23 protein-coding genes and 2 pseudogenes are annotated in these 26,297 nt (G+C 69.5%); 16 read left to right on the top strand and 9 right to left on the bottom strand.

Annotated features, from left to right (window positions below; all coding sequences use genetic code 11):
- Window positions 1–10: 10 nt before the first annotated feature.
- Window positions 11–796: a hypothetical protein gene (locus KBX63_RS26215; protein ID WP_210915783.1), complete on the top strand. Its 786-nt coding sequence runs from the start codon at window positions 11–13 to the stop codon at window positions 794–796.
- A 700-nt stretch (window positions 797–1,496) separates the two neighbouring features.
- On the opposite strand, the gene KBX63_RS26210 is transcribed toward KBX63_RS26215, so the two are convergent.
- The gene (locus tag KBX63_RS26210) at window positions 1,497–2,381 is read right to left on the bottom strand and encodes a hypothetical protein (protein ID WP_210915781.1); all 885 of its coding nucleotides are present in this window, start codon (window positions 2,379–2,381) and stop codon (window positions 1,497–1,499) included.
- Between the two features lie 700 nt (window positions 2,382–3,081).
- Here KBX63_RS26210 and KBX63_RS26205 point away from each other — a divergent pair.
- The 8 genes and pseudogenes from KBX63_RS26205 (at window position 3,082) to KBX63_RS26175 (ending at window position 10,170) form a co-directional block, all read left to right on the top strand.
- Window positions 3,082–4,371, top strand: a complete 1,290-nt coding sequence (locus tag KBX63_RS26205) for a PQQ-binding-like beta-propeller repeat protein (RefSeq protein ID WP_210915778.1) — start codon at window positions 3,082–3,084, stop codon at window positions 4,369–4,371.
- 199 nt (window positions 4,372–4,570) lie between these two features.
- Window positions 4,571–4,856 (top strand): annotated as a pseudogene (locus tag KBX63_RS35530) (hypothetical protein); the annotation flags it as partial.
- 209 nt (window positions 4,857–5,065) lie between these two features.
- Window positions 5,066–5,941, top strand: a complete 876-nt coding sequence (locus tag KBX63_RS26200; protein WP_210915776.1) for a hypothetical protein — start codon at window positions 5,066–5,068, stop codon at window positions 5,939–5,941.
- Between the two features lie 55 nt (window positions 5,942–5,996).
- Window positions 5,997–6,923, top strand: coding sequence for a DNA methyltransferase (locus tag KBX63_RS26195; RefSeq protein ID WP_247663147.1), 927 nt, complete (start codon window positions 5,997–5,999; stop codon window positions 6,921–6,923).
- 76 nt (window positions 6,924–6,999) lie between these two features.
- A complete protein-coding gene (locus tag KBX63_RS26190; protein ID WP_307871851.1) occupies window positions 7,000–7,560 on the top strand; it encodes a DNA cytosine methyltransferase in 561 nt (186 codons plus the stop codon).
- Window positions 7,529–8,323: a hypothetical protein gene (locus tag KBX63_RS26185; RefSeq protein ID WP_210915774.1), complete on the top strand. Its 795-nt coding sequence runs from the start codon at window positions 7,529–7,531 to the stop codon at window positions 8,321–8,323. The genes KBX63_RS26190 and KBX63_RS26185 overlap by 32 nt, the downstream gene beginning before the upstream one ends.
- Before the next feature lie 282 nt (window positions 8,324–8,605).
- Window positions 8,606–8,833 carry a DNA-binding protein gene (locus KBX63_RS26180; protein ID WP_247663118.1) on the top strand — a complete coding sequence of 76 codons (228 nt, stop codon included), beginning with the start codon at window positions 8,606–8,608 and terminating at the stop codon, window positions 8,831–8,833.
- Between the two features lie 92 nt (window positions 8,834–8,925).
- The gene (locus KBX63_RS26175; protein ID WP_210915773.1) at window positions 8,926–10,170 is read left to right on the top strand and encodes a tyrosine-type recombinase/integrase family protein; all 1,245 of its coding nucleotides are present in this window, start codon (window positions 8,926–8,928) and stop codon (window positions 10,168–10,170) included.
- 639 nt (window positions 10,171–10,809) lie between these two features.
- Here KBX63_RS26175 and KBX63_RS26170 read toward each other — a convergent pair.
- The 3 genes and pseudogenes from KBX63_RS26170 to KBX63_RS36870 form a co-directional block, all read right to left on the bottom strand.
- The gene (locus KBX63_RS26170; RefSeq protein ID WP_210915771.1) at window positions 10,810–11,214 is read right to left on the bottom strand and encodes a RidA family protein; all 405 of its coding nucleotides are present in this window, start codon (window positions 11,212–11,214) and stop codon (window positions 10,810–10,812) included.
- A 167-nt stretch (window positions 11,215–11,381) separates the two neighbouring features.
- Window positions 11,382–11,993, bottom strand: a complete 612-nt coding sequence (locus tag KBX63_RS26165; RefSeq protein WP_210915769.1) for a Type 1 glutamine amidotransferase-like domain-containing protein — start codon at window positions 11,991–11,993, stop codon at window positions 11,382–11,384.
- Between the two features lie 137 nt (window positions 11,994–12,130).
- Window positions 12,131–12,699 (bottom strand): annotated as a pseudogene (locus tag KBX63_RS36870) (transposase); the annotation flags it as partial.
- A gap of 654 nt (window positions 12,700–13,353) precedes the next feature.
- Between KBX63_RS36870 and KBX63_RS26155 the strand changes: the two are divergent.
- From KBX63_RS26155 to KBX63_RS26145, 3 genes are all read left to right on the top strand, one after another.
- Window positions 13,354–13,923, top strand: a complete 570-nt coding sequence (locus KBX63_RS26155; RefSeq protein WP_210915765.1) for an RNA polymerase sigma factor — start codon at window positions 13,354–13,356, stop codon at window positions 13,921–13,923.
- The gene (locus KBX63_RS26150; RefSeq protein WP_210915762.1) at window positions 13,910–15,076 is read left to right on the top strand and encodes a CU044_5270 family protein; all 1,167 of its coding nucleotides are present in this window, start codon (window positions 13,910–13,912) and stop codon (window positions 15,074–15,076) included. The genes KBX63_RS26155 and KBX63_RS26150 overlap by 14 nt, the downstream gene beginning before the upstream one ends.
- A gap of 375 nt (window positions 15,077–15,451) precedes the next feature.
- Window positions 15,452–16,317, top strand: a protein-coding gene (locus KBX63_RS26145; protein ID WP_307871853.1) for an IS5 family transposase whose coding sequence is annotated in 2 segments (ribosomal slippage) — window positions 15,452–15,791 and window positions 15,791–16,317 — 867 coding nt in all. Because the reading frame shifts where the segments join, the coding sequence is not laid out codon by codon here.
- A gap of 112 nt (window positions 16,318–16,429) precedes the next feature.
- Here the strand turns inward: KBX63_RS26145 and KBX63_RS26140 are convergent.
- Both KBX63_RS26140 and KBX63_RS26135 read right to left on the bottom strand, forming a co-directional pair.
- Entirely contained in the window at window positions 16,430–16,600 is a 171-nt protein-coding gene (locus KBX63_RS26140; protein ID WP_210915760.1) for a hypothetical protein, read from the bottom strand.
- A gap of 110 nt (window positions 16,601–16,710) precedes the next feature.
- Window positions 16,711–17,685 carry a DUF5996 family protein gene (locus KBX63_RS26135; RefSeq protein WP_210915759.1) on the bottom strand — a complete coding sequence of 325 codons (975 nt, stop codon included), beginning with the start codon at window positions 17,683–17,685 and terminating at the stop codon, window positions 16,711–16,713.
- A 1,210-nt stretch (window positions 17,686–18,895) separates the two neighbouring features.
- Between KBX63_RS26135 and KBX63_RS26130 the strand changes: the two genes are divergently transcribed.
- The 3 genes from KBX63_RS26130 to KBX63_RS26120 all read left to right on the top strand — a co-directional run bounded on the left by KBX63_RS26130 (window position 18,896) and on the right by KBX63_RS26120 (window position 20,744).
- Window positions 18,896–19,267, top strand: a complete 372-nt coding sequence (locus KBX63_RS26130; RefSeq protein ID WP_210915857.1) for a helix-turn-helix transcriptional regulator — start codon at window positions 18,896–18,898, stop codon at window positions 19,265–19,267.
- A 370-nt stretch (window positions 19,268–19,637) separates the two neighbouring features.
- Complete coding sequence (locus KBX63_RS26125) at window positions 19,638–19,964, top strand: dihydrofolate reductase family protein (RefSeq protein ID WP_210915758.1); 327 nt, start codon at window positions 19,638–19,640, stop codon at window positions 19,962–19,964.
- Window positions 19,965–20,033: 69 nt separating this feature from the next.
- Window positions 20,034–20,744 (top strand): helix-turn-helix domain-containing protein, encoded by a 711-nt coding sequence (locus tag KBX63_RS26120; RefSeq protein WP_307871850.1) that lies wholly within the window; start codon window positions 20,034–20,036, stop codon window positions 20,742–20,744.
- A gap of 79 nt (window positions 20,745–20,823) precedes the next feature.
- On the opposite strand, the gene KBX63_RS26115 is transcribed toward KBX63_RS26120, so the two are convergent.
- The 3 genes from KBX63_RS26115 to KBX63_RS26105 form a co-directional block, all read right to left on the bottom strand.
- Window positions 20,824–21,582, bottom strand: coding sequence for an SRPBCC domain-containing protein (locus tag KBX63_RS26115; protein ID WP_210915757.1), 759 nt, complete (start codon window positions 21,580–21,582; stop codon window positions 20,824–20,826).
- 126 nt (window positions 21,583–21,708) lie between these two features.
- A complete protein-coding gene (locus tag KBX63_RS26110; protein WP_210915755.1) occupies window positions 21,709–22,161 on the bottom strand; it encodes a DUF6069 family protein in 453 nt (150 codons plus the stop codon).
- A gap of 1 nt (window position 22,162) precedes the next feature.
- A complete protein-coding gene (locus KBX63_RS26105; protein WP_210915754.1) occupies window positions 22,163–22,771 on the bottom strand; it encodes a helix-turn-helix domain-containing protein in 609 nt (202 codons plus the stop codon).
- 364 nt (window positions 22,772–23,135) lie between these two features.
- Between KBX63_RS26105 and ileS the strand changes: the two genes are divergently transcribed.
- The gene (ileS, locus tag KBX63_RS26100; RefSeq protein ID WP_210915753.1) at window positions 23,136–26,258 is read left to right on the top strand and encodes an isoleucine--tRNA ligase; all 3,123 of its coding nucleotides are present in this window, start codon (window positions 23,136–23,138) and stop codon (window positions 26,256–26,258) included.
- Window positions 26,259–26,297 lie beyond the last annotated feature (39 nt).

The raw sequence follows: 26,297 nt of genomic DNA, 5'->3' as shown, positions 1-26,297 counted from the left end.
CGCTTGCCGCGTGACGGAAGCTTCGGCAGATCACTGCGTCTCGCGCACGTACCCCGCATTCGGCCACGGTGCTGGACGAGCAGCGCCCGAGTCGGTCATCGTGCTGAATGTGGCTAACCGATCATTTGAGGCAGCGGTCAAAAGCGCGGTCGTGGAAGGCCCGCCCGGGGAGGCGCGGCTGGTCGGGATGCTGGGATCGCTGCGTGGCGCTGACATGGTGACGGTGGTCGCGGCGTTGGGTGATGCCCAGGGCGACGAAGGCGTGGCGGCGCTGCGGAATCTGCTGGCCGTGCCGCAGCGCTCGGTTGATCTGCGCTGCGCCGCGCTGCTCGCACTCGCCAAGCGTGCAGGCGCTGCGGCATCGGATGTGCTTAGCGTGCATCTGACCGGTAATCCAGAGGCGGTCGAAGACTACGCCGTCATCGGGCTGGCCGGTGTGGGCGATGACCGCGCCTGGTCCGAGGTACATACGAAGCTGCGGCGGCAACTCGATCGGCCGCCACCAGCAGTCCAACCTCGCCAGATCACGCCGGGTCTCAAGCAGTTTCAGGTCCTGCTGACCATCGCCTACCTGGCCCGTCACCTGAGCGGCCCGACCTCCGAACGAATCCCACGACTGGTCACCACCCTACGGTCGCGGTTCGACCGCCTCTACCAGGTCGAGCAGGACTGGCTGAGCGAGCACTGGCCCGGCATTACCCCGGACGGACCTCACCCAGACAGGCTCGCCCTGCCCGACCCCACACCATTCCAGACCTTGGTATACGCCACCCACCTGTTCGGCCCGGTGCACTGACCGTTCCGAAACAGCGATCCTCGGTGGCCCGATCGACGAAGACAGCGAAGACGGACCTGCCAACGCTTCTCTCCCCGGGAACCGCCCGCACCGTCGCCGCCTCGGACCCACGCTCAGCGTAGATTCGGCGCATGCTGCATGCGTGGGGACCGACCCTGACCACGGACATCGCGCGGCAAGTCAGGCAATGACGGGCTGAAGGCTACACATGGCGCGCAATCGCTGCCTGCGCCGACGAGGCATGGGGCACCGCCTCCCACGGCAACCAACTGTTCGGCGAAGACTTGTGCCTGGAGAGCGCGCACTCGGCGAGAATCCGAACGCCGATCCCTGGAACTGACCCGGATGACGAATATCCCTCGGCTGCTCCACCGCTGTGACCGCTTGATCTGGTCCGCCTGCACGCGAACTGTCATCGGCATGGTCGTATCTGGGCGACCCACTCGCCGTGACGTTCCGCAGCGAGCTGATCGTGGCTAAGAGAGCGACTCGCGCGGCCGTGCCGGATTTGACCTTGGGCCACTGCTTATGTTCGGTCGTACCTATCGGGGCACGTTCACCTGTACGACGACACTGGGTCCAACGCGGGCGCAGGCCCGCACAGTTGAACGTCCTCGCCGGCGGGTCGGGTGCGATAGGCGAGGACGTTCACGGGCTTCTCGTGTAGCGGCACCGGATTGACGCGGTTCGCGGGTGTGACTCAGGCGGCGAGCCCGGCCGCCGGGGATAGCGGCACTTGATCGACGGTGCGGCGACTATCCGCGGCAAGGCCAGTACGGGTGGCCAAGCGGTGCACGGCTTGATAGGCGAGTTCGTCAGCCGCCTGCTGGCTGGTCACGCCGGTGAGCAGCCCTCTGGCGAGGGCGTCGGCGAGGCGGGTGTCGATGCGTCCCAGCCGCATGCGCAACGCGTCGACGGTGATGCCGAGGCGGGCGGCGACCGGTTCGATCGCGCGCCGCCCGAGCCGGATCTCGATGTAGGGCTGTTCGTCCTCCCGGTCGAGGATGCCCAGGCCGACCGCCCGTTGGACGAGCAAATCCGGGTGCCCGTAGGGCATGGCGGGGGTGCGCGGGCCGGGGATGTGGTCGACGTTGTCCACCGACGTGTACTCGCCGGCTTGTTGGCGCAGGGCGTAGCCGGCTCGGAACGCCGCCCGGCACAGCGCCGCGTAGGGGGCGTCGCGGGCCAGGTCGACCCGGTCGCGCAGTGCCGCCAGGAAGCCGGTGAGGACCTCTGCGCCGATGTCGTCCGGGTCGCCGCCGTAGCCGGCGCTCAGGTGACTGGCGTAGCGGCGCAGCGCCGGCATCGCCATGCCGACTGCGGCGATCACCCACGCCGGCCCGTTGAGGCGGGCGCGGCGAATCAACTCCCTCCACACCTCGTCGCGTGTTGAGTAAGCGCGCGGGTGCGCGAGGAGCCAGTCCCGTAGCGCCGGCAGTGTCGTGACATCGCCGGGCACGCCGGTGCCAGGGTCGACCGTGTCAAGGTTGAGTGTCATTGGTGCGGGGTCGCAGGTCAGTGCGGCGAACGCGGCGTCGGCGGCGTCCAACGGCGAGGCGGGCCAGTCGATGTCAGAGGCGGTCATGTCACTCTCCCCACGGCAACAAGATCGTCGTTTGGCGCCGTCGTGGTGTCACGGCACCAGGCAGGCGCCGATTACGACACGAGCGACTCACAAGGCCCTCACAGCGCAGGTTGCGGCGCCCCTGACACCGCCGCGCCGATCGATGGCACGATCCCGACCCGAATCCCTGGCATCGGCTGTGATCGTTGACGGCGGTGTATGACACAGCCCCTGAGCTGCACTGTGACACCGCTACCCGCCATGGCATCGACTCTCCGCGCCCTAGCGGGCGAGGTGTCCGCCCGATTCGTGACGGCCGATGACACCGCAGGCGATGACACTCACAGCCGCTCACGAGCGCTCACAACGACTAGCGTCCGTGCGGTGGCACGGTCGCAGACCGCGATGTCACACCGGACACCGTTGATGTCATTGCGGCGTCGACCGCTTTGACGACAGTGCCGTCACCGGGGCGCGTCCGCTCGATGTCATCGGGGACGGTGTCATGACACGGCCGGCGACGATGACCGGTGGTCAATCGACTGATCAGGCGCCTGGCGGCTGAACGGTCGACGCCGGAGCCAGCGGCCGTGCCGCAGCACGTCCAGCTAGTGCGGGCGCAGTTCGACAAGTGGATCCCGCGCCGCGAGGGCGGCGGCGACGGGTCATGGCTGTCCGGTCGGAAGTGGCAGTATCAGGTGTGCGTTCACGGGGGCGGGGCATGGCTGGCGAGGTACGGCGTGGCCGTGCTGTCCGATGGCGGGTCTGGGCGGCGCCGGCCATGGTGCTGGTGCTCGTCGCATGGTGCGGGGTTGGCACCTATTTCATGGTCAAGCCGGGCGAATGGCACACGGCGGCAACCGCCCGTTATCCGGACGCGGTCGCCTCTCCCCGGTCCGGGGTGGTCGCCGCGCTGGGTGCGGCACCGTTGATAGTCGAACGGCGGTTGCGGGTCTTCGCCACCGAGCACGATGTGTGGGCCGAACCGTTGACCGCGGCGGATGGGCATCCGCCGTTCTGGTCGTACCACCGGTTTCCGGCGGACGTCACCGGAGTGGTCGCGATTCCGGCACACGGAGCGAACGCGCCGATGGTCGTGGTGAAGTGGTCCGACGGAGCGCTGGCTGGAGTGGACGGGCGAACCGGCACGATCGCGTGGCGTGCCACGGTCGAGCGGGACATCGGCGGCGACAGCTACAGCGGCGGTCCGACCGGCGTCGCGACCGTCTACGGTGACAGCCTGATTGAGCTGTTCGCCACCGAGACCCGGCAGCATGCCCCCGTGCTCGTCAGCTCCGGCGAACATTCCCTCGACGCGTTCGAACCCGCGACCGGGCGGCGGCTGTGGCAGGTCGACCTGCCCGAATGCTCCGGAGTGAAATGGACCGGACCGACCGTGGTCGCGGTGGTCCTGGCGTGTGACCGGCCGAAGCAGGTGCAACTGTACGACGCCGAATCCGGACGCGAGCTGACCACGTGGCAACCCGCGGCAGGCTCGCCCGCTGCGAACCGATCATGGATCGTTGAGCCCTCCGGTTGTGTGGTGGCGCAGTCCATGTGCGACGGCTTCCACGTCAGCAACGACGGCGGAAGCTGGCGCATCCACCAGGACGGTTCGATAACCGGGGTGTGGCACCACGACTGGATCGCTGTCGACGTCGGTGACCTGACGCTTGAGTACCTCTCGGTCCGCGACACCGTCCGCGCCGTGTCCCGGCTCGATGGCTCCCCCGTATGGCAGCGATCCTTCGCCGGTACCGTCAGCGACGTCACCGCGGACCGGACCAGCGTGTACGTCGTCACCGACCGCGACGAGTTGTCACGACTTGACCAGCGCACGGGGCAGGCTCAGTCCCACGTTCAGCTGCCCGCCGGTGCTCACCGGTCCTTTCACGTGTACGCCACGGACGGCTACGTGGTGATCGACAGGTCCAACTTCGACTTCACGGACCGGAACGCCAAATGGAGGCTGCCCCGGGATGCCCGCCCGGCGCTGCTCGTCGCCACCTAGGACAGCCGTGTGATTGGCAGGGCGGAAAAGCGCCGTCGTCAGGAGCGCTGGCCCAGTGGAAACTGCCAGGGAGCATCGCGGGATTTCCGGCGGTGGCCGCTCGCGCCGCGTCGGGTATCAGCTCGGTCAGGGACCACGGCCAGGCCTCCCACGGTCCCAGCGTGGCGCCCGCGACGTTTCCTCCGCGCCGGACGATCCTGTGCTGCTCGTCGGCCTGGTCCTCAACGCCGTCTGGGGCTGGTCGTGGGCCGACCCGATCGCCGCGCTCGTCATCGCCGGGTCGCGGTCAAGGAAGGCGTTGAAGCCTGGCGCGGTGTGAACACTGCGACGACTGCGCATCCCTGCCTGCCGTCGACGCAGCCACCGGCCAAGGCTCGGGCTGCGCCGATGGTTGCTGCACAACCGGACGGCGTAACCAGCGGCCTGGCTCGCGCTGCTGCGCTACCTCCTGGGCCTGCGGCTCGCCTTCGCCTGGCGCACCCTGACCCATTGGCGCCGCATCGGCTACACCGTTCCGCTGCGAAGCGGGGCAGCCACACGGTCGTGAGGCGATACATCCGGCCTAAGTACCTCATTTCGCGCTGGTTGTGAGCGGTTGTGAGCCGTTGTGAGAACGGGGGGCGTTCGCCAGAGCACACAAACCCGGGTTTGAGGGTGTCAGCGCACTGCCCGCGCGGCGCGGAGCCGACACCACATGAGCGAGCACACGCCGCAGCACCAGGCCCCCGCCCGCCCCGTCGACCCGGACCTCTCCGGCGCCGACCCGACCCTGACCGATCTTGTGGCCGGCGACCCGCCGGTGCCGATCACCGTGTGGCGCACCGCCCGAAACTCCGCCGACGCAGGCCGCACGGTCGGCGCCCGCTTGGCTTACCGTCTCGTTTCCGCCTACAGCCGGCCCGGCGACACGGTCGTCGACTGCACCGACGACCACGCCCTGTCCACCGCCTGCCTCGCTGGGCGGCGCCGGCACCACCCTGGCTGGTTCACCGACGGGCCCAGCCTCCTCATCGGTCCGGCCAGCGAACCTGCCGAACCCCACCCGTCCGACGAGCAGCAGCAGGACGACGACGTGCCGGAGGTGAGCGCCTGGTTCGGTGACGACCTCACCGACCCGGCCGACCCCACTGGCTCGCCGCAGGCGACCGGCCTGCTCGTCGCCACCTGGCCCCTCGACGGCAACGAGGCCACGAACCGGGTACGCCTGGCGTGTCTGCTGAGCGCCTGCGCCCGGCTGCTGCGCCCCGGCGGCTGCCTCGTGCTCATCGTCGCGGTCCCCGCCGGCACCATCGCGACGCCGGCGGACTTCGGCCCTCTCGCCGCCGCGGCGGCGAACGTCGGGCTGGGGTATCTGCAGCACATCGTCGCGGTCACCGCCGACACCGAAGCCGACACCTTCGTCTACCACGTCACCGACGAAGAACTCCTCGCCCTCGCCGAGGAGACGGTCGGGCAGCAGTGGACGCTCACGCACCACCGCGTCCACGCCGACCTGCTGGTGTTCAGCCCTTCACCGGTCACCCCGCCGCAGCGGCGGCGGAGCCGCGAGGGCGGTGAGCGACGTGGCTGATTACCCCACCATCCAGGGCCCGGATGAGCCGGTCCGGCCGGAGGGCGCTGGCGGCATGCACCGCGCCCACGAGGATCGCCACCGGGATTACGACGGACGAAACCCGGCCCCGACCGGGCCAGAGAGCCTGTCGGTGTGGGCTACCGCCCAGCGCACCGGGCCGGTACAGCGGCGAGGCCGATACGTGCCCGAATCGGTGAAGCACCCTGCCCGGATGCTGCCGGCGATCGCCGCCCACGCCGTCGCCGCGTACACCAACCCGGGGGACCTGGTTCTCGACCCGATGTGCGGCATCGGCACCACCCTGGTTGAGGCCATCCACGCCGGCCGCGACGCGATCGGCGTCGAATACGAGTCCCGCTGGTCCGACATCGCCGACGCCAACATCACCCGCGCCCAGGGCCAAGGGGCGACCGGTAGGGCGGCGGTGATGCGCGGTGACGCCACGCGAATCCTGTCCCTCGTTCCCGCCGCCCTCGCCGGCCAGGTGGCCCTCGTGGTCACCTCGCCGCCGTACGGGCCGACCGTCCACGGCCTGGTTCGCCCCGGCGCGGACGGGGTGGCGAAGTTCGACAACGCCTACAACGACGGCACCGACCGAGGCAACCTCGCCTACCGCGACCTCACCGGCCTCGCTGACGGGTTCGCGCAGATCCTGGCCGGCTGCCACACCCTTCTGCGTCCCGGCGGCGGCGTCGTGGTCACCGCCCGGCCGTGGCGCAAGCACGGGCAGCTGGTCGACCTGCCGTCTGCGGTCATCGGTGCGGGGATCCGCGCCGGCCTGACCCCGGTCGACCGGTGCGTCGCACTCCTCGCGGCCGTCCGCGGCGGGCACCTCGTCGCCCGACCCAGCTTCTTTCAGCTCCAGCAGGTCCGCCGGGCCCGCACCGCGGGCACCCCGATGCACCTCATCGCACACGAAGACGTCCTCGTGTTCGCCAAGACCCAGCCTCCCACTGAGCTACGGGAGGGCCGCCAGTGAGCAGATGGGCCACACCCTGCCTGCGCCCCGGCGCCAACACGGACCTACTGGACGTGATCCGGATGCGGGAGGTGGAGTGAGTGGCCAGCCTGCCGGGCTGGCGCCTGGACCGCGCATCGGATCGCTGTGCACCGGATACGGCGGACTCGACCTGGCCGTCGAGCTGGTGCTCGGCGGCCAGCTCAGCTGGTACGCAGAGACCGACCGGCACGCCCGCACCGTCCTGGCCCACCACTGGCCCGACGTGCGCAACCTCGGCGACATCCGCACCGTCGACTGGAACACCATCGAACCCGTCGACGTCCTCACTGCCGGGTTCCCATGTCAGGACATCTCCCACGCCGGCAAGCGCGCCGGAATCCGGGGCGAGCACTCCAGCGTCTGGACCTGTGTCGCCCACGCCGTTCGCGTACTTCGACCGCCGCTCGTCTTCGTGGAGAACGTCGCCGCCCTCCTCCGGCGCGGACTCGACGTCGTCGAGAGTGATCTGGCCTCGCTCGGGTACGACACGAGCTGGCTGTGCCTACGCGCATCCGACGTCGGCGCCGCTCACCGCCGCGACCGGTTGTTCCTGCTGGCCGCTCCCCGGGAACACTTTCAGGGGCGTGCGGACGTTGCCGACACCGTGCGCCCGTGACGGCAAAGGCCCCGGCCACCAGTACGGCCTGCCCGACCTGATCGAACCCACCGGCTCGACACACGGGCTGCTACCTCCGTCCACGGTCGCGGACAGCCGGTCGTCGGGCATCGCCACCGCCGGCCGCATCACGCCCATCCCGCGCGCCGGTGGGACGCTGACCGACGCGGCTCGGCTTCTGCCCACCCCGCGAGCCAGCGACACCGGCACCCCGGGCCGGCGGGCCGGCAAGGGATTCCGGCCCCCGCTGTCGCAGGTGCTCCTACCCACCCCGCGGGCCACCGACGGGGAGAAGGGCTGCCCCGGACAGCGAGGTTCCCACGGCGACCTCACCCTGCCGTCCGCGGCAGTGCGGGTCCCCGCCCAGACCCTGCCGACGCCCCGCGCCTCCGACGGGCATGGACCCGGCCAGCACGGCGACGGTGGTGCCGACCTGCGCACCACCATTGCCGGTCTGTCCAACAGGCTGGGGCACCTCGATGAGGACAGGTGGGGCGTCTACGCCGCCGCCGTGGCCCGGTGGGAGCTGCTGCTCGGCCGGTCCGCGCCGGAGCCGACGCAGACCGGCCGGCACGGCAAGCCCGTCCTCGCCCCGCCGTTCGTGGAATGGCTGATGGGTCTCCAGGACGGCCACGTCACCGACCCCGCGCTGGGCCTGCCGCGCACCCTCGCGCTGCGAGTCCTCGGCAACGGCGTCGTGCCGCAGCAAGCCGCCGCCGCACTGCGGCTGCTCCTGTGCCCCCACCGCTGGCAGCTGCGGTGACCGCTGGCCTGGTCAGCCTTTCGCCGTCGGGCATACCGGCACCGACAAGTCGGCCGGCTCGACTGATACGTCGGAGACGGCCTCGAGGTACCCACCGGATGCCGGACGCATCCCTCGACGCAATCGAACCTGGCCACCCATCGGGTTGCCGCGCCGCTACCGGCCGGCTCACCGCCGCCAACACCGCAACCCACACACAAGGAGAACTGCCCTCATGAACTCCGACGACCCCCGGACGACCGCCGCGACCAACAACAGCTCATCGCAGGGCAGGTGTGGACGGTGGAGCGGATCCGCGCGCTCGGCGCGGTCACCGACATCACCACCGCCGGTCAGATCTTCGGCCTGTCCCGCAGCCGCGCCTACCAGCTCGCCGCCACCGACACCTTCCCCGCCCGGGTCCTACGCGTCGGGTCGCGCTACCGAGTCTCCGTCGCCGCCATCCTCACCGCACTCGGCGTCGACCCCAACAGCCCCCACCCAAACCCCACCACCGAACCGTCGACTTGACCCCGCCCGCGAATCACGCGTCGATCACCACCGACCAATCCGATGCCCGCCCCCGGTAGCGCACGCGGCGGCGGCGACGAAAGGACCGAATGATGGCTGACGGATCCGTCGGCAAACGATGCGGATGCGTCCACGACGGCAAGCGCCTCGGCGCCAAGTGCCCCAAACTCCGACGCGGCGGCGGCTGGAACCCCCACCACGGCAACTGGGGCTACCAACTCGAACTTCCACCCGACGTCACCGGCAAGCGCCGCCAACTACGCCGCACCGGCTTCGGCAGCCGTGACGCTGCCGTCGCCGAACGCGACCACGCCCGCGCGCTGCTCGGCCTCGCCGGCCGGGACAAGACCCTTACCCTCCAGGTCGCTGACCTCCTGTACTCGTGCAAGCGCGGCGAACCGCTGCCCGAGCGAGACGCCGTCGCCCGCCGCATCCGCACCGGCGTACCCGCCAACGTCGCCACCACCGTCGGCGACTACCTCACCGGGTGGATCACGTCGCGAACACGGTTGTCGCCCGCGACGGTACGCAGCTACCAGGACCACATCCGCATGTACTGGATCCCCAACATCGGCCGCATCCCACTGCAGGACCTCACCACCACGCACATCCAGGCCGTGTTCACGCAGATTGACCTGCGCAACAACGAGATCACCGCCGCGCGCGCCAGCACCGACCCAGCCGTCCGCGACAGTGTCAGGGGCGTCCGAACGGTGGGGCCTGCCAGCCAACAGCGGATCCTGGCGACACTGCGCGCGGCGCTCAACGACGCGATCCGCAAACACCGCCGGCTCCTCGACCACAACCCCGCCGTGCACGTCGACCTGCCCTCCGGCGCCTCGCCGAAGCCACGGCTCTGGACCGACACCGCGGTCAACCGGTGGCGCAAGAGCGGTGCGCGACCCAGCCCCGTCATGGTGTGGGCACCCGCCCACGCTGGGGCGTTCCTCGACTACGCCGAAACCCACGACATCGTCCTCTACGCCCTGCTCCTGCTCGCCACCCACCGAGGACTACGCCGTGGCGAGCTGTGCGGCCTGCGCGACTACGGCGTCGACCTCGACGCCGCCGCCATCACCATCACCGAACAACGCACCAGCGTCGGCTACAAACCGATCACCAAGCCAGTCAAATCACGCGCCGGAGAACGCGTCATCCCCCTCGCCGAGGACACGGTCACCGTGCTGTGCGCCTACCGCGCCCGCCGTAACGGGTGGAAACTGGTCAGCGGCTCGGACTGGCCCGAAACCGGGTTGTTCTTCGTCCGGCCCGACGGCAAACCCTGGCACCCCGAGACGATCACTCAACGGCCACCGCAGAGGCCACCACGAAGCTGATCCCCCGTCGACCGCATCGGGCGGCATGACGACGGTGGTCAGCCGGTTTGGTCGCGATAGAGCCGGCACACCGCGCCCGTCCGGGGATGGGGTGGGCCAGTACCCTCACCTGACCATCGCCCGCCGGCCCACCATGGCGCACGCCCGGCTGCAAGCCGCTACCTGCCGGTTGCATGGCAGGCAGACGGACAGTTCTCGCGGTGTCGGGTCGGGTCTGCAGCACCTGCCAGCTCTGGACGTCCTTGTCGACAACGCCCTGATATCCGAAACGGCCCCGCCCCTTTGGAAGGGGCGGGGCCGTCGTTGAGCGGCGCGTGAGGATCCTGAAGGTCGCCGAGTTCATCCGGCCAACGCGACGACCATCACGGCGATACACCCGGTCAGCAAGGTGACGGCGGCGTCGACGTGCGTGCGGCCGGAGCTCTTGGCCAAGTGAAGTACCAGGCAGCCCAGGTGGGTCGGCCAGCGCCCTTAACTGCGGATTCTCCCCGGCCGGACGCCTCAGAGCTGTGGTGCGAGCGCCGCAGGGCGGTACGGCATCGCCACGAGCGGCTCGATCATGTTGTTGAGACGGTCGGCGAGCGCCGGCGCGTCGGAGGGACCCAGCCGTGCGGCGGCCGGGTCCCCACCGCCTGGCGGCTACGCGGGCAGGTCGAGGCGGACGACAGCGCCGAGCTCGACCAGCTGCTCCGGCAGGGCGAGGTCGGAGATGCCCACCACGGTGCTGGCGGGTCGATGATCCCCGACGTACGCGGCGTGGAGACGTGCCAAGGTGTCGAAGTTGTCGCGCAGGTTCCTCACCAGCACGTTGGTTTCGACGATCTGCTTGCGGCTCGCCCCGAAGTGCTTCAGCACGAGATCCAGGTTGGCCAGGGTGGTCTTCACCTGTAGTTCAAAGTCGCCGGCGCCGATGAAGTTGCCGGACATGTCGTGGGACAGCTGACCCGAGACGTAGAGCGTGTCACCAGCGCGGTACGCCTGGCTGTACCCGGAGAGCGACTCCCACGGCACGCCGAATTGAAAGGTCTGGGTCTTAACGGTCACGGCTACCTCCGTCGAGTTATCTGCTCCGCCGAGTGACGGCCGACCCTGGCTGTGAGCTGGGTCCCGGACCCCTGCGCGCGCCGCAGGTGCGGTCGTGAACATAACAGGACCATCGCGGCGGTACGTCTTGAAGTTGGGGAAAGCGGGCGAACCGCCCTCTTCCTCGCTCAGTGCAGCAGTTCGGTCCGGTCGCCGTCGACCAGCAGCACCTCGCCGTCGCGCAGTGCCCAGTGCGGCTCGCCGGCGGCGTCGTACGCGGCCGACACGGCGTTACATTGGCTGGTTTCTGGATGGCCGGGTGACCGTACATGCGGGACGAAGGGCCGGTCGAGGAGGCCGAGGCCGGTCGTCAGCGGGTCGGCGACGGCGGCCGGGTCGTCGACCCGCGCCAGCCCCGACAGGTCGTCTGCCAGCACGCAGGCGCCGGCGCTGTAGCCGCCGTAGACCAAAGCGTCGCCATGCAGCAGGTCGAGCAGCGCGGAGTCGGCCCCGGTGTCCGCGAGCACCCGGCGCAGGACGAACACGTTTCCGCCGCGTACCCAAATGATGTCGTGCTCGGCGAGGCGGGCCACCGCGCCCGGTTCGCGCAGGTCGACCGTTGCCACGTCGAGGCCCAACTCGTGGAGGTCGTCGAGGTCGCGTCGCAGGGCGTTGTCACGCACACCGGTGGGCAGCGCGTCGAGGGCGTTCGGAATCAGAGCGGTACGCCGGCCGCCCGTCAGGGCGAGGAGCCGGTCCGGGTGCGCCCCGGTGCGGAACGAGGACAGGTACAGCCGCATCGGTCGAGTATGGGGCCGATCGGCACGCCCTGTCCGCCCTCATGGCCCGTCGCGCATGGTAGGAGTCGGCGGTCTGGCGGGACTCCGGCTGTACTAAGAGGGCGTCTGATTCACGTATTTTGCGAGTGATGTGATCTTCAGATGTCTCGCCAGGTTGGGGTGGTTTCGTCGGTGACCCGTTTGGTGAGGTTGTCGATCATCGCGATGTGGATCATGCTGGCGGGGTTGTCGGGTAGGGCGTTGTAGTCGCGGGCGAGGCGCCGGTGGAGCATGATCCAGCCGAGGGTGCGTTCGATGACCCATCGGCGTTTGACCACTGAGATTCTTTGATGTGCGGGTCTTTGGCGACGACCTCGACGTCGATGCCGAGGGTGGCGCCGTGTTCGATGACCTTGTTCTTGAAGCCGGCGTTGACCCAGGTCTTGGCCAGGGCGGGATGCGCGGCTTTGGCCTGATCGAGTAGGTCGATGCTGATCGTGTTGTCGCTGGCGCTGGCGCTGGCCGCGGTGACGATGACGGCGAGGAGCAGACCGAGGGTGTCGGTGACGATGCCGCGCTTGCGTCCGACAGTCTTCTTGCCGGCGTCGATGCCTTGGCTGGCCAGCGGCGCGTTGGTGGACGTTTTCACGCTCTGGGTGTCGATCACGCCGGCCGAGGGCTGAGCCGCCGCCAAGCTCGCTACCCGAGGCTCTCGTATGGTCGCGAGATGACCATGGGGGAGGGGCAGCAGGATGGCGACCGCACCGACTCCGCGAAGCGAATAGGCCGTCGCGGCAATGGCCGTGGGCGCTCGTGGCGCTCGTCTGCGCCGGCCTCGTTGCTGTGCCCGCCTCATGGGTCGTGCGAAAGCAATTGGAAGCCGCAAGGGGAGGCAACCCCGAAGGCGGCGGCCACGGTTGCCTGTTGAAGCTGAGCGCCGGCGACGAGCTGGGGCTATCCCGGGTGCTGGCCGGGCCCGCCACGACGAGCTGCGGCAGCAGTGGCGTGACTATCGCGCCGAGATGACCCGCTCAGGCCGACCACCGTCAAAGCTTGAGAGCGTGGGGTCGCGTGTCATCGAGCACCAGGGCGACGACCATGCAACGGTGACGGAGCAGGTTCGTGCGGTCTGCCTGCCTGATCGCTGATAGCAGAGCAGGCGGCGGGCTGGGATGCGAGGTGGGCGCTCGGTTTGCCGTCTCTGGTGACGTTGTCTGCCGACATCCAGAGGGAGAACCCGCCATTACCTGACCGCTGTGAGGTCCAGGCGCCAATTGTTGCTGTGCTCCACAGCGGTCTCCTGGAATTTTCTCGCCTGCCTCTGTAATCCGTGGCCCTGCCGTCGACAAGTACCCGCGACAAGGAGAGCTGCGGAGGTGCAATGCGAGAACGGGAAGATCGGGTGACCGAGCTGTTCCGCCGACATGCCGACGACATCCACGCGTACGCGACCTGGAGAGTCGGTCGGCAAGACGCTGCGGACGTGGTGGGTGAGGTATTTCTGGTGGCCTGGCGGTCACTGGAAAGGGTTCGGGCGGGCGAGGAGCGGGGCTGGCTGTTCGGCGTGGCGCGCAACGTGGTGCTGGCCCGCCGTCGGCAAGGCGCCGCCGCGGCCGCGCTGGACGAGCGGGTGGTCACGTCGACGGTCGCGGAGGACGGGCCAGATCGGCTCGCCGATGATGTCGCGCTGCGCGACCAGGTGCGCCGGGCGCTGGACGCGCTCGGTGCGCGGGACCGCGAAGTGCTGGTCACGGCAGCCTGGTTTGACCTGACCCCGGCGGAGGCGGCGCGGGTGCTCGGCGTCTCGCGCCCCACCTACGCTGTCCGGCTGCACCGTGCCCGCAACCGGTTCCGCGCCGCGTACGAACGGGTCACCAAGGACGAAAGCGAAGCCTGGTCGACCATCCGCAATCCAGTGACAGTGGGAGAGGGACTCGATGAATATCGATGAGTTGGTGCGTCAGGGCCGACCGGACTCGGCCGGATGGGCACGCAGTGACGTAGGGCGGCGGGTGCTGGACGGGGTCGTCGCGGCCGCGTCGGCCGGGGACTCGTCCGGTCATCGTGTGGTCGGCCGGTCGACGGCGTCGCGGCCGGTGCTGCGCTGGTCCTTCCTCGGCACCGGGTTGGTCGGGGCGGCCGCGGCGGGGGTGCTGGCGGTGACGATGCTCTCGGCACCGCCGGGCGGGCAGACCGGCACCCCGCCGCTGGCCGGTGGGCAGCCGGGAGCCGCGGACAGCGCCATCGGGGGCGTGACGCCGGTGACGGCGCGCGACATTCTGCTCGCCGCGGCGACCCGGGCGGAGCAGGCGCCTGCTGAGTCGGGCAAGTACTGGCATGTCAAGACGCTCGACGTGTTCGGGCCGCAGCGGGTCGGCACCGACTCTGACGGGTACTGGATGCTCCGGCGCAGCGTTAACGAGAGCTGGGACGCCAGCGACCCGCGGGAGACCAGCTGGACCGGCCGCCGGGAGCTCGGCATACGGCCGTACAGCGCCGCCGACGAGCAGGCCTGGCGCGCGGCCGGCTCCCCGACCGAGTGGACCCTCGACACCGACAGCCCGAACAAGCTGGTCCTGTCCACCCGGCCGGGCGAGGGCACCCTCACCAGGGACACCGAGGCTCCCCGCTACCTGGAGGACCTCGGACAGCTCAGCCTGGAACAGGTCCGGCAACTGCCGGACGAGCAGGGCGCGCTGCGGGTGTGGGTGACCAGCCGGATCCAGAAGGAGATGGGGGTCGCCGCCGGCAGCACCGCGAGCAATCAGCTGCTGTTCGGCTTCCTGAGCCGGATGCTGCTGGACACGCCGGCCCCGCCGAAGGTGCGCGCCGCGGCGTTCCGGATCCTCGCCGACATCCCCGGTGTACGCAGCCTCGGCACCGTTAAGGACGAGAGCGGACGCTCCGGGCAGGGCGTGGAGCACAGCGACAACAGCACCACCGTGCGGTTGATTGTCGACCCCTCGACCCATCGGCTGCTCGGCACGAAGACCAGCTCGACGCCGAAGCATGCGACGGCACCTGCCAAGGAGAGCGGAACCGTGGTGCTGACGGCGGAGTGGTCCGACGCCGCACAGCAGCTGCCGACCCTGCCACAGGAGTAGCGCCGCCCCTTTTTGTACCGATGGCCGGCCGCGCGTATGCGGCCGGCCGTCGTCATCGCTGAGGAGGTTCTGTGAAAAATCTACGGCGGCTGGGCAGCCAGGTCGAACAGACCATCATCCGGGCCGACCTGCTCCGCTGATCATCCCGTCGCCGTTCAAGGAAAAGTCAGGCTAAGGGACGTCTCGTAACCCCGGTGTCTGTCTGCTGAGGAGGGTCGGTCAGGATGCCTGGGTGCAGGTGATCACCGCAGCCCACCCGGAGTGGATCTTTCCGTTCACTGGGCTGCAGGACGGGCTGTTCGGCTGGAGCGTCGCGCTGGTCTAGGGCGTGTCCTGTTGATCTTGTAGTGGTTGATCGTTGACGATGTACCGGTGGTGCGTCGTGGTGAGCTGACCGATGAGGCGTGGGCGGTGATCGCGCCGCTGCTGCCGGAGCCAGGCGGTGCGCGCGGGCGGTGGCGGGATCACCGGCAGGTCATCAACGGGATCTTGTGGAAGCTGCGCACAGGTGCGCCGTGGCGTGACCTGCCAGAACGCTTCGGGCCGTGGAAGACCTGCCATGAACGACTGCGCCGTTGGACGGCCGATGGGACATGGGATCGGATCCTCGCGGCGGCGCAGGTATATAACGATGGCGCACCGGTGCAGTGGACGATCAGCATCGACTCGTCGATCGTGCGGGCGCACCAGCATGCCGCTGGCGCCCGCGAAAAAAGAGCTCCCCGGCAAGTGCGGCGACACCTGGTGCGCAAGATGGCGAGGCCATCGGCCGGTCCCGCGGAGGACTGAGCACGAAAATCCACCTCGCCGTCGACGGCCGCGGACGGCCGCTGTCGATCCTGCTCACCCGGGGTCAGGCTGGCGACAATCCCCAGCTTCTGGCGCTGCTGGACGCGATCCGGGTCAACGAGCCCGGGCCCGGCCGGCCCCGCAAGCGTCCTGAGGTGCTGATCGCGGACAAGGGCTACGCGCATGACTCCACCCGCCGGGCACTGCGCCAACGCGGAATCCGACACGTCATCCCCGAACGCAGCGACCAAGTCGCTCGCCGGGCCGCCAAGGGCAGCGCCGGCGGCAGACCCCCGGCCTTCGACACGGTGATCTACCGCGAGCGCAACGTCGTGGAACGCTGCTTCAACCGGCTCAAGCAGTGGCGTGACCTGGCCACCCGCTACGCCAAACGGGCATCCCTCTACCGAGCCAGCCTGGTCCTCATCGCCGCCATCATCTGGCTCCGATGACCCGATGACTCGCGTCAAGCAGTGACTTGCGCAGAGCTGACGAACCAGGAATCCGACTCGATATCGATGGGCTCATCAACCCAAGGCTGCATGATGTCGGCGAGCTGCGCTGTCATGGGCCACACGTCCACGGCGCCGGCACCTCCCGCAGCCAGACCAGGACCGCCTCCGCCGACGGGACAAGCCGCCGCCGCATCACCTGCCCGGTCACCGTGTCCAGAGCGCAGGCCACGATCGACCGCGCGTGCACGTCCAGACCAACACTCGTACGCTCACTGAACACCGGGGCCTCCCGCAAATGTCGGCACCACCGACAGGGCCCACTCCTCGTCGGCAATCCACGTCAGGTTGCGAATGAGGCCCCGGCCCGGTCAACCGGGCTGCTCATACCGTCTAGGGCTTCGATCTGGCGTTGGTTGCCCCTCGATCTGGGTCGACCTCCAACGCCGTCCTGTCCCAACCGCCCAGGTCCGCAGCCGCAGCGTAGGTGGTGTTCAGAAATCCCGTCAGCATGTGGTCCGGGTTGGCTGCTTCGGCCACGGCCTCATACGGGAGCACGTACTCACCCAGGTCCCGGTGGTAGCACGCTTCGGCCGGGCGTATCGGGTGGTCAGCAAAGCCGGGTGGCTCGGGATAGGCGTAAGCGTAGAAGGCACCTTCCTCGCCTCCACCAGGCCAGAATCCGCAGCTCGCCAGCTCGTGCGTGTATGCCTCGCGCTCTATCCAGCTCGGGTAGTTGGGACGACCGCTGCCGGTATGTGGTGGCGCCGGACGCCCAGAGAACCTGGAGCAGGCCAGATCCATTCCGCCCCAGAAGAACTGCACCGGACTTGCCTTGCCGACGAAGCGGGACCGGAATTTCCCGATCACTCGATCGGCCTGCAGAAGTTGACCCCAGAAGAGTTGCGCCGCGCGCGGGTCATAGGCGGCGTGGCGGTAGTCCTCGGCGAACGGGACGGCGGGGTCCACCTCGTTGGGCTTGGCATGGATGTGCGTGCCGATACTCAGCTCGCTCAACGCATGCATGACCTCGGAGTAGAAACCAGCCACCGGCTTGGCTTCCAGTGCCACCTCGCGTCGGCGGCCGTCGCTGGCCCGGATGCGCAGGTGGTGGTCGACGAAGTCGAACTCGATGTCGAAGGATCCGAGGTCATGGGGGATCGGCGAGGTCGTCAACCCTCGCGGGCTGACGTACAGGGTGACGTGCCACCAGTGGTTGACCATTGGCGCGTGCGCCATTCGGATCTTGCCCACGATCTGGAGCCAAAGGTGCAGTGTTTCTCGCGTATCCGTCCAGTCCGCCAACCGCAGCCGGGGCCAAGCCCCGGCCGGCTGCGGTTCGTTCCTGGTCGTCGTGCCTGCACCCATGCGCGTCATCTTCGCGTGATCCGACGGTTGATACTCGAAGTTCGGCGGTAATCCCGCTGAGCGGCCCCACCCCGACCGCCCTCCCGTGTGTCTGTCGAGAGTGAGGGTGTCGCTCAGGCCCATGATCGGCACTCTGCCCACCGGGAAGGAGGCGTTCAGGTCCGCCCATTTCGGGGTCTGTGCTCTGCGGCCGGAGGACGTCGCCGAATTCTCCCATTGCCGTCAGGAACGCTGGGCCGGCCTCGGGGTGCTGTAGCCACTCGCGGATCGTGGAGGAGCGGGGTGAGCGGCGCGAGGAGGGGGTGCGTCGAGTTCGACGTTGGCGGTCAGTGGCAGGTCACGCGACGAGGCGCCGAGCGAGATCTCGAGGGCGCGCCAAGAGACTGCACCTACTCCTCGAGAAGCTGGCGTAGCGCCCGTGCAGGAGCTTTACGATCTCGCGTTCGCGCGACTCGACCGCGTGTCGGTCAAGTGCCAGGAGTTCGCTCAGTGCTGGGCGAGGTACATCTCGGTGCATCCGTGGAACATCGATGTCCGGAACGTCGATCCCTGCGCGCTGGAGATCCTGGCAGTCATGCGCGAGCCAGCGCCGGTCGAGCTGGCCCTGATCTTCTCCGAGTGGCTGGCAGCGCTGCGGGCGTCGCTCGACAACGCGATCTACGCCCTGGCCTCCGCGACCACCGGCCAGAATCCCCCGCCGCAGGCCGAGCGCATCCAGTACCCGGTCTGCTCGACTCCGGCCGAGTTCAACAGCCAAGCAAAACGCCTCGCTATGTTGCCGCCGTACATCATTGAGGCGCTTGAGAAGTCGCAGCCCTACCAGTCCCCATGGGGCCCTGAGAGCAACCTGACCCGGTGGGTCAACGAGCTGGCCCGGAATGACCGCCACCGAGTGCTCCACGTCGGGCTCGGCCAAGTAACCGAGGTGATGGGCGACTATCCGTCGCCCTGGGTGCTGGTCAACGGCGTGGACGTGATGGGTGGGGTTGTTGACGACGGGGCGGCGTGCCGGCTCGACCTCCCGGCCGCCGGGCACCTCCCGACAGCCCTGCAACAGGCCATGACGCCGGAACCAACGGGGAGGCGATTGACGTCGGTTCGGTGTAGCCGGAAGCCGGCCTCGCTTCGAGCGGAGGGAAGGGGGCCTCCCGAGGAACTCATCGTGATCCAGCCCTCGTTTGTCGGGTCTACCGGTGGTGTTGCTGCAACGATGCAAGACGTGGGAACTGCGAAAATTACGACGCCTGCCGTCTCGCCCCTTGCTGGTGAACCGATCAAGCGCGCCGACGCCGAGCGGCTCGCGGGAGTGCTAAAGGCGTTCGCCGACCCAGCCCGCCTGCGACTGCTCAGCCTGATCCAGTCGTCACCGGAGGGCGAGGCTTCCGTCACCGACCTCACCGCGCCGCTCGGGCTCTCCCAGCCGACCGTGAGTCACCACCTTCGGATCCTCACCGAGGCCGGCCTGCTCGAGCGCGAGAAGCGCGGCGTCTGGGCGTACTACCGCCTGGTACCGTCCGCGATCGCTGCGATAGCCGAGTTGTTGACGCCGCCGCGCAAGCGGGCGACGAAGAAGACCCGCTGAGCGACACCGTCGAGACCGGCGCCATGCCGGCTGACCCGGCTCGGCCAAGACGCCGGGCGAAGGCTGGGCCTTTCGCCACGGCCCCGGCGCAGTGGCCGGGGACAAATTCAAGCTGGGCGCCCGGCTCGACACGGGTGCGCTACTCCTGGGTCGCAGGACCTGGCAACGGTTCGCTCAGCTCTGGCCCAGCCGCTCCGACGAGTTCTCGACGAAAGATGAACACGGCGCCGAAATGGGTGGCGTCCCGAACACTGACCGATGTGGGCACATATAACAACTCCGCCGTCATCAAGGGCGAGCTGACCGGAGAGGTGCAACGGCTGCGGCGCGAGCGGGACGTCATCGTCATCGGCAGTACCAGCGCACGTTGATGGTCCACGACCTCGTCGACGAGTATCGCCTGCTGGTCTTCCCGACGGTGCTCGGCGGCGGTGGTCGACTGTTCGCCACCCCGGGCCAACGCCGCGATCTTCGGCTGACCTCCGTCGAGCAGACCGACGCTTCCGCGCTGTTGTTCTACGAGAGGGCGGCGACCTTCGCCGAGAGCGACCTCGGGCCCTCACCGCGATGCCCCAGCGGTGACCGACCGCCGATCGCCCGGCCCGTCGGTGACGGGCCGGGCGTCGGGTGTCACGGCAGCGTACGGATCCGCAAGGTCACCATCTCCGGCTCGGCCAACTGGTCAGTGACCGCGTAGATCTTGTTGCCGGACACGGCCAACCCCCCCGTCGACCAGGTTGTGCGCCCACGTCTCCTGGTTCGGTAGGTGCCCGAACTAGCTGACGCGGCACGCAACCTCGACCTGGTCCTGAAGACGGGTGCTCGCCTGCTCGCCGAGGATCCGGCGACCAGCATGAGCACCATCGCGTCGACGGCCGGGGTCGACCGGCGCACGGTCTACCGCCGATTCGCCACCCGAGAAGCGCTGATCAGCGCCGTCTACACGACCAAGCTCGACGCCGTGGACCTCGTCTTCGAGCAGGCACGGCTCGACGAGGCACCGGTACCGGTGGCGCTGACTACAAGATCGGCAGGACACGCCCTAGCCGCGTCGGCTCCGTCGACGCCAAATGAGCAGACCTGCGACTGCGGCCGCGATGGCGACGAGGATGGACCAGTCCCCCGCGACGGTTGCCTCCGGCAAGGCCCGCACCGGCTTGGGCTCGGCCTCGTACTCGTCGCTCCCGGGCGCTTCGCTCATGCCGATCACGCTATCAAGCCGAACACACCAACCCGGGTGACGCTTGCGCCGCGACCGACGGAGCACACATCGGTCAGCGCCGGGGGTCTCGTCAGCCGGCCAGGCGGCGACGGCGACCTTCGGCTGTATTGGCGAGTCGCGTTCATCGGCGTTGCGGTGACGCCGGTAGAACCATTCGGGCACCCGGGCTGCATCGAGGCGGGTGCGGAAGATGCCTTCCGGCAGGTCGTCGGGGTCAGCTCTCGCACGTACCGCGGCGCGCACCGGAGGGGCTGACGTCGGAGACGCGAAAGCGGCCGCGCCCGCTGCTGTCGCGGGAGACGGTCGCTCTCCGGTGCGTGCTGCGGCTCGGCTGTCAGCCGATCGGCAACGTGTTCACCCAGTTCTGCCAGGCCTGCTCGGTCCGGGACGAATCCTTATCGGCGGTGAAGATGTGGTGGCCGAGGACCAGGACGTTGCCCCGCTCGGTGCCGGAGTGCAGGAACCGGTAGAGCGCGTCGTCGGTGCGGACGCCGACGTAGGTCGGAAGACCGGCGAGGTCGACGACTCCCTCGACCGGCGGCCGGCCGTCGATCGTGAGCCTGGCCTTGGCCCCCTCGGTGATCGGGCCGGCGATGCCGATGGCGTCGGCCACCGCGGCCCACACCTGCTCCGGACGGCCGGCCTCCGGACGGAACGCGGTGACCGGGGTGCCGGCCTGGCCGGGGAAGTGGGCGAGGTAGGCGGCCAGGCTGCCCAGGTACATGTTCCAGCCGGTCTGCATCGCCTCGTACTCGGTCTCCCAGTTGTCGCCGAGCACGCCGCTCTGGACCAGCCGCAGCACCGTGCCGCCCTGCTCGCGACCCTCGATGAGGTATTCGATGGCCATGAAACTGCCGTCCGGCCCGGGCTCGGTGCGGTTCGCGAACCGCTTCCCGGGCTCCCAGGCGGTGACCGTCGCCTCGCCGACGTGGCCGGCCATGGTCAGGCTGGTCCGCCCGCCCTCGCGTGGCTCCACCTGACTGCGACCCATGAACCAGGAGTCGATGCCCGGTCCGGTGGTGATCGCCGCCCACACCTGCTCCGGGGTGGCGGCCAGCTCGATGTCCTTGTGGAGCTCGAAGTGGTGTCCCATGATCCAAAGCCTTTCGTCGATGTTCGGTCGTTCACGAGTCGTCGTCGGGTCAGTTCTGTCGCTGGCAGCGCGGGTAGTGACGCCGGCGGGAGGTACGTGCGGTGAGCGTGTCCGGTCGAACGCGGGTCAGCGGGCGGCGGCGCCGGCCGGCTGGCGGAGCATCGGCAGCAGCGCCGCAGCCACCACGACGTGCAGTACGCAGAGCATGACCCGGGTGTCCGTGGTGGCGTGCTCGAGGAAAACCGGGATGAAGGAGGCCAGCAGGACCGCGCCGGCGAGTACGCTCCAGATCACCCGGGCGTGCCGGGAGAACCGCTCGATCAGCGCGAGAGAACCCCAGCCGAGCAGCGCGAAGACCAGGCTGAAGACCCCGATCTCCGGCAGGATCAGCTGGTGCGACCGTGTCGCCCCCGGGTCGGTGAGGGTGAAGTCCGTGCCGGCCGTACGGGCGACCAGGTAGAGCAGGCTGTTCGCGGCCACCGCGACGCCCACGCCCAGGGCCCGTTGGCGGCGACGCCGGGTGGTGGCGCTGACGGTGCCGATGGCCCGGGCAGTGGTCGGGCTGGTCATGGCGGTCATGTCAGGACTCCTCGGATTCGGTGCCGGTGGTGGGATTGACGGTGGGGTGCAGGGCGAGCACCACCCGGTGCTCGCGACCGCCGGGGGCGTTCTCGTCGTGGTATTTGCCGACCAGCGCGGTGACCGCGGCGGCCAACTCCTCGGCGAACGCGGCCCGGTCGCTCGCCGAGGCGAACCGGACGGCGCCGTCGAGGGTGAAGGTCGCCACCCGCTTCTTCGCCCGGTCGGCGCCGGTGATCAACGTGCCGACGTCCTGCACGAGGCGGGCGGCGACCGCGAGCAGCCACCGCGCGGAGAGCCGGTCCGGCGACGGCGACGGGTTGGGTCGCACCGCGGCCAGGGCCGCGGGCGAGATCACGTAGGACGCCGCGGTGGCGCGCATGACCCGCTCGGTGACGTTGCCCTTGCGACGCTCCTCGACCAGCTCGATCAGGCCGTGCTGCTCGAGCGCCCGGAGGTGGTAGTTGACCTTCTGCCGCGGCAGGCCGACCCGGGCGGCGAGCATCGTCGCCGAGGCCGGCTCTGCGAGCTCGGCCAGCAGCCGGGCGCGCATCGGGTCCAGCGACGCCTCGGCCGCCGCCGGGTCCTCGATCACTGCGATGTCGAACATGGCTTGACTCTCTCACCGACAGATTCTCCTGTCAAGACAAAATAAATTGTCGGTGAGTCCAAGGGTCAGGGCGTCCGCAACGCCGTGGTCGTGATCAGATGCGCTGGGATAGGATGCGTGCGGAAAGCGCAGATGGGGACGAGTACCGCCACACGCAGCCAGAAGCGATCCGGGGATGGTGGAAGCCCGGGGGTGTGCGTGGCGGGAAGATCACCCCGGAGCCGTCGGAAGAAAGGCCGCCAGGCCGAGTAGACCCGACCACAGGAGAACGAGAGGGCCTTGACCGGCCAAGGAGGGTGGTACCGCGGGGCCTACGGCCTCGTCCCTCCGGCGGAGCTTCACCACACGCGCCGACGGAGGAACGATGTACCGCAGCGTACCGACCCAGGTCGATCTGCCCGAGCTCGACCATGAGGTCCTGCACTTCTGGCACGCCAACAGCATCTTCGCGCGTAGCCTCGAGCAGTCCGAGGGTCGCCCCGAGTGGGTGTTCTACGAAGGGCCGCCGACCGCCAACGGCTTGCCTGGCGCCCACCACATCGAGGCCCGGGTCTTCAAGGACGTCTTCCCGCGCTACAAGACCATGAAGGGGTTCCACGTCGCCCGCAAGGCCGGCTGGGACTGCCACGGTCTCCCCGTGGAGCTGGCCGTCGAGCGCGAGCTCGGCTTCTCCGGCAAGCAGGACATCGAGAAGTTCGGCATCGCGGAGTTCAACGCCCGGTGCCGCGAGTCGGTCACCCGGCACACCGACGCGTTCGCCGAGCTCACCGAGCGCATGGGCTACTGGGTGGACACGGACGACGCCTACCGGACCATGGACCCGGAGTACATCGAGTCCGTCTGGTGGTCGTTGAAACAGATCTTCGACAAGGGCCTGCTGGTCGAGGACTTCCGGGTCGCGCCGTGGTGCCCGCGGGACGAGACCGGCCTGTCGGACCACGAGGTCGCCCAGGGCTACGAGACGGTCGTCGACCCGTCGGTCTTCGTCCGCTTCCCGCTCACCTCTGGCCCACTGGCCGACCGGGCCGCGCTGCTGGTCTGGACCACCACCCCGTGGACCCTGCCGTCGAACGTCGCGGTCGCGGTGCACCCCGACGTGCGGTACGTCGTGGCCAGCGACGGCAACGAGCAGCTCGTGGTGGCCGAGCCGCTGCTGGCGTACGCGCTCGGCGACGGGTGGGAGCTGACCGGCGAGTCGTTCAAGGGCAAGGAACTCGAGCGGTGGACCTACCGAGCGCCGTTCGACCTGGTCGAGGTCCCCGACGCGCACATCGTGATCCTCGCGTCGTACGTCACCACGGACAGCGGCACCGGGCTGGTCCACCAGGCGCCCGCCTTCGGCGCGGACGACCTGGCCAACAGCCGGGCGTACGGCCTGCCGATGGTGAACCCGGTGCAGTCCAACGGCCGGTTCTTCCCGGAGGTACCGCTGGTCGGCGGGCTGTTCTTCAAGGAGGCCGACCGGCCGCTGATCGAGGACCTGCAGATCCGGGGCCTGCTCTTCCGTAACCAGCCGTACGAGCACACCTACCCGCACTGCTGGCGCTGCCACACCGCGCTGATCTACTACGCCCAGCCGTCCTGGTACGTGCGGACCACCGCCGTCCGGGACGCGCTGCTGCGGGAGAACGAGCGCACTACCTGGCACCCCGCCACGGTCAAGTACGGCCGCTACGGCGACTGGCTCAACAACAACGTCGACTGGGCGCTGTCGCGCCGCCGCTACTGGGGCACCCCCCTGCCCATCTGGCGCTGCCCGAACGAGCACCTGACCTGCGTCGGCTCGCTCGCGGAGCTGGGCGAGCTTACCGGGTCCGACCTGAGCAACCTCGATCCGCACCGGCCGTTCATCGACGACGTCACCTTCGGTTGCCACTGCGGGGAGACCGCCCGCCGGGTGCCCGACGTCATCGACGCCTGGTACGACTCGGGTTCCATGCCGTTCGCGCAGTTCGGCTACCCGCACCGCAACACCGAGCTCTTCGCCGAGCGCTACCCGGCCCAGTTCATCTCCGAGGCCATCGACCAGACGCGCGGCTGGTTCTACACCCTGATGGCCATCGGCACGCTGGTCTTCGACCGGTCGGCGTACGAGAACGTGGTCTGCCTCGGCCACATCCTGGCCGAGGACGGCCGGAAGATGTCCAAGCACCTGGGCAACATCCTGGAGCCGATCCCGTTGATGGACCAGCACGGCGCGGACGCGGTGCGCTGGTTCATGGCCGCCGTCGGCTCGCCCTGGTCGGCGCGGCGGGTCGGGCACACGGCGCTCCAGGAGGTGGTCCGCAAGATCCTGCTGACCTACTGGAACACGGCCGCCTTCCAGTCCCTCTACGGCCGCACCGCCGGCTGGACCCCGTCGGCCGCCGACCCGGCGCCCGCCGACCGGCCGGTGCTGGACCGGTGGGTGCTCTCCGAGCTGAACACGCTGGTCCAGCAGGTCGACGCGGCGATGGCGGCGTTCGACACGCACCAGGCGGGACGGTTGCTCGCCACCTTCATCGACGATCTGTCGAACTGGTACGTCCGGCGCAGCCGGCGGCGCTTCTGGCGGGGCGACCGGGCGGCGCTCGCCACCCTGCACGAGGCACTCAGCACCGTCACCCTGCTGCTGGCGCCGCTCACCCCGTTCGTCACCGAGCGGGTCTGGCAGGACATGGTCGTGCCGGTCGCCCCGACGCTGCCGCAGTCGGTGCACCTGGCCGCGTACCCGGAGGTCGACGAGTCGCTGATCGACCCGGCCCTCTCCCGGCAGATGGCGCTCGCCCGCCGGCTGGTCGAACTGGGCCGGGCCGCCCGGGCCGACTCCGGGATGAAGGTCCGTCAGCCACTGTCCCGCGCGTTGGCCTCCGCCAACGGGTTCGAGGAGCTGTCGCCGGAGCTGCTGGCCGAGATCGTCGCCGAGCTGAACGTCGGCTCGGTCGAGCCGGTGGGCGGCGCGGGCGGTTCGCTGGTGGACACCACCGCCAAGGCCAACTTCCGTACCCTCGGCAAACGGTTCGGCAAGGGGGTACAGCAGGTGGCCAAGGCGATCGCGGCCGCGGACGCCGCCGCGCTGCGGGACTCGCTGCGGGACACCGGCTCGGCCACGGTTCTCCTCGGCGACGAGTCGGTGACGCTCGGCCCGGACGAGGTGGTCGTGGTGGAGACGCCGCGGGAGGGCTGGGCGGTGGCCAGCGACGCAAGCGCGACCCTGGCCCTGGACCTGCACCTGACCCCGGAGCTGCGCCGGGCCGGGGTGGCCCGGGACGCGATCCGGCAGATCCAGGAGGCGCGCAAGAGCAGCGGCCTGGAGGTGACCGACCGGATCGAGCTGCGGTACCAGACGGACCGGGAGAAGACCGCGCTCGCCCTCGCCGAGCACCGCGACCTGGTGGCCGAGGAGGTGCTGGCGACCGACTGCGCCGACGGTGAACCGTCCTGGCCGGACGCCCAGCCGTTCACCGACGAGTCGCTCGGCCTGACCTTCTGGCTCCGCACGGCCTGACTCTCCGCCGCCCCGGGCCACCACGGCCCGGGGCGGTAA

Origin of the sequence: Micromonospora sp. U21 (assembly GCF_018070045.1) — a bacterium.
Lineage (GTDB): Bacteria > Actinomycetota > Actinomycetes > Mycobacteriales > Micromonosporaceae > Micromonospora.
Note: the sequence above shows the minus strand (reverse complement) of the source record. Positions and strands in the feature narration are given on the sequence as shown.

Bases quoted from the DNA above. Each gene is read 5' to 3' on its own strand.
- KBX63_RS26130 (WP_210915857.1), top strand. From the start codon at position 18,896: ATGCAAGACGTGGGAACTGCGAAAATTACGACGCCTGCCGTCTCGCCC.
- KBX63_RS26155 (WP_210915765.1), top strand. From the start codon at position 13,354: ATGCGAGAACGGGAAGATCGGGTGACCGAGCTGTTCCGCCGACATGCC.
- KBX63_RS26135 (WP_210915759.1), bottom strand. From the start codon at position 17,685: ATGGGTGCAGGCACGACGACCAGGAACGAACCGCAGCCGGCCGGGGCT.
- KBX63_RS26115 (WP_210915757.1), bottom strand. From the start codon at position 21,582: ATGGGACACCACTTCGAGCTCCACAAGGACATCGAGCTGGCCGCCACC.
- KBX63_RS26175 (WP_210915773.1), top strand. From the start codon at position 8,926: ATGGCTGACGGATCCGTCGGCAAACGATGCGGATGCGTCCACGACGGC.
- KBX63_RS26195 (WP_247663147.1), top strand. From the start codon at position 5,997: ATGCACCGCGCCCACGAGGATCGCCACCGGGATTACGACGGACGAAAC.
- KBX63_RS26105 (WP_210915754.1), bottom strand. From the start codon at position 22,771: ATGTTCGACATCGCAGTGATCGAGGACCCGGCGGCGGCCGAGGCGTCG.
- KBX63_RS26110 (WP_210915755.1), bottom strand. From the start codon at position 22,161: ATGACCGCCATGACCAGCCCGACCACTGCCCGGGCCATCGGCACCGTC.
- KBX63_RS26125 (WP_210915758.1), top strand. From the start codon at position 19,638: ATGGTCCACGACCTCGTCGACGAGTATCGCCTGCTGGTCTTCCCGACG.
- KBX63_RS26200 (WP_210915776.1), top strand. From the start codon at position 5,066: ATGAGCGAGCACACGCCGCAGCACCAGGCCCCCGCCCGCCCCGTCGAC.
- KBX63_RS26150 (WP_210915762.1), top strand. From the start codon at position 13,910: ATGAATATCGATGAGTTGGTGCGTCAGGGCCGACCGGACTCGGCCGGA.
- ileS (WP_210915753.1), top strand. From the start codon at position 23,136: ATGTACCGCAGCGTACCGACCCAGGTCGATCTGCCCGAGCTCGACCAT.
- KBX63_RS26210 (WP_210915781.1), bottom strand. From the start codon at position 2,381: ATGACCGCCTCTGACATCGACTGGCCCGCCTCGCCGTTGGACGCCGCC.
- KBX63_RS26165 (WP_210915769.1), bottom strand. From the start codon at position 11,993: ATGCGGCTGTACCTGTCCTCGTTCCGCACCGGGGCGCACCCGGACCGG.
- KBX63_RS26205 (WP_210915778.1), top strand. From the start codon at position 3,082: ATGGCTGGCGAGGTACGGCGTGGCCGTGCTGTCCGATGGCGGGTCTGG.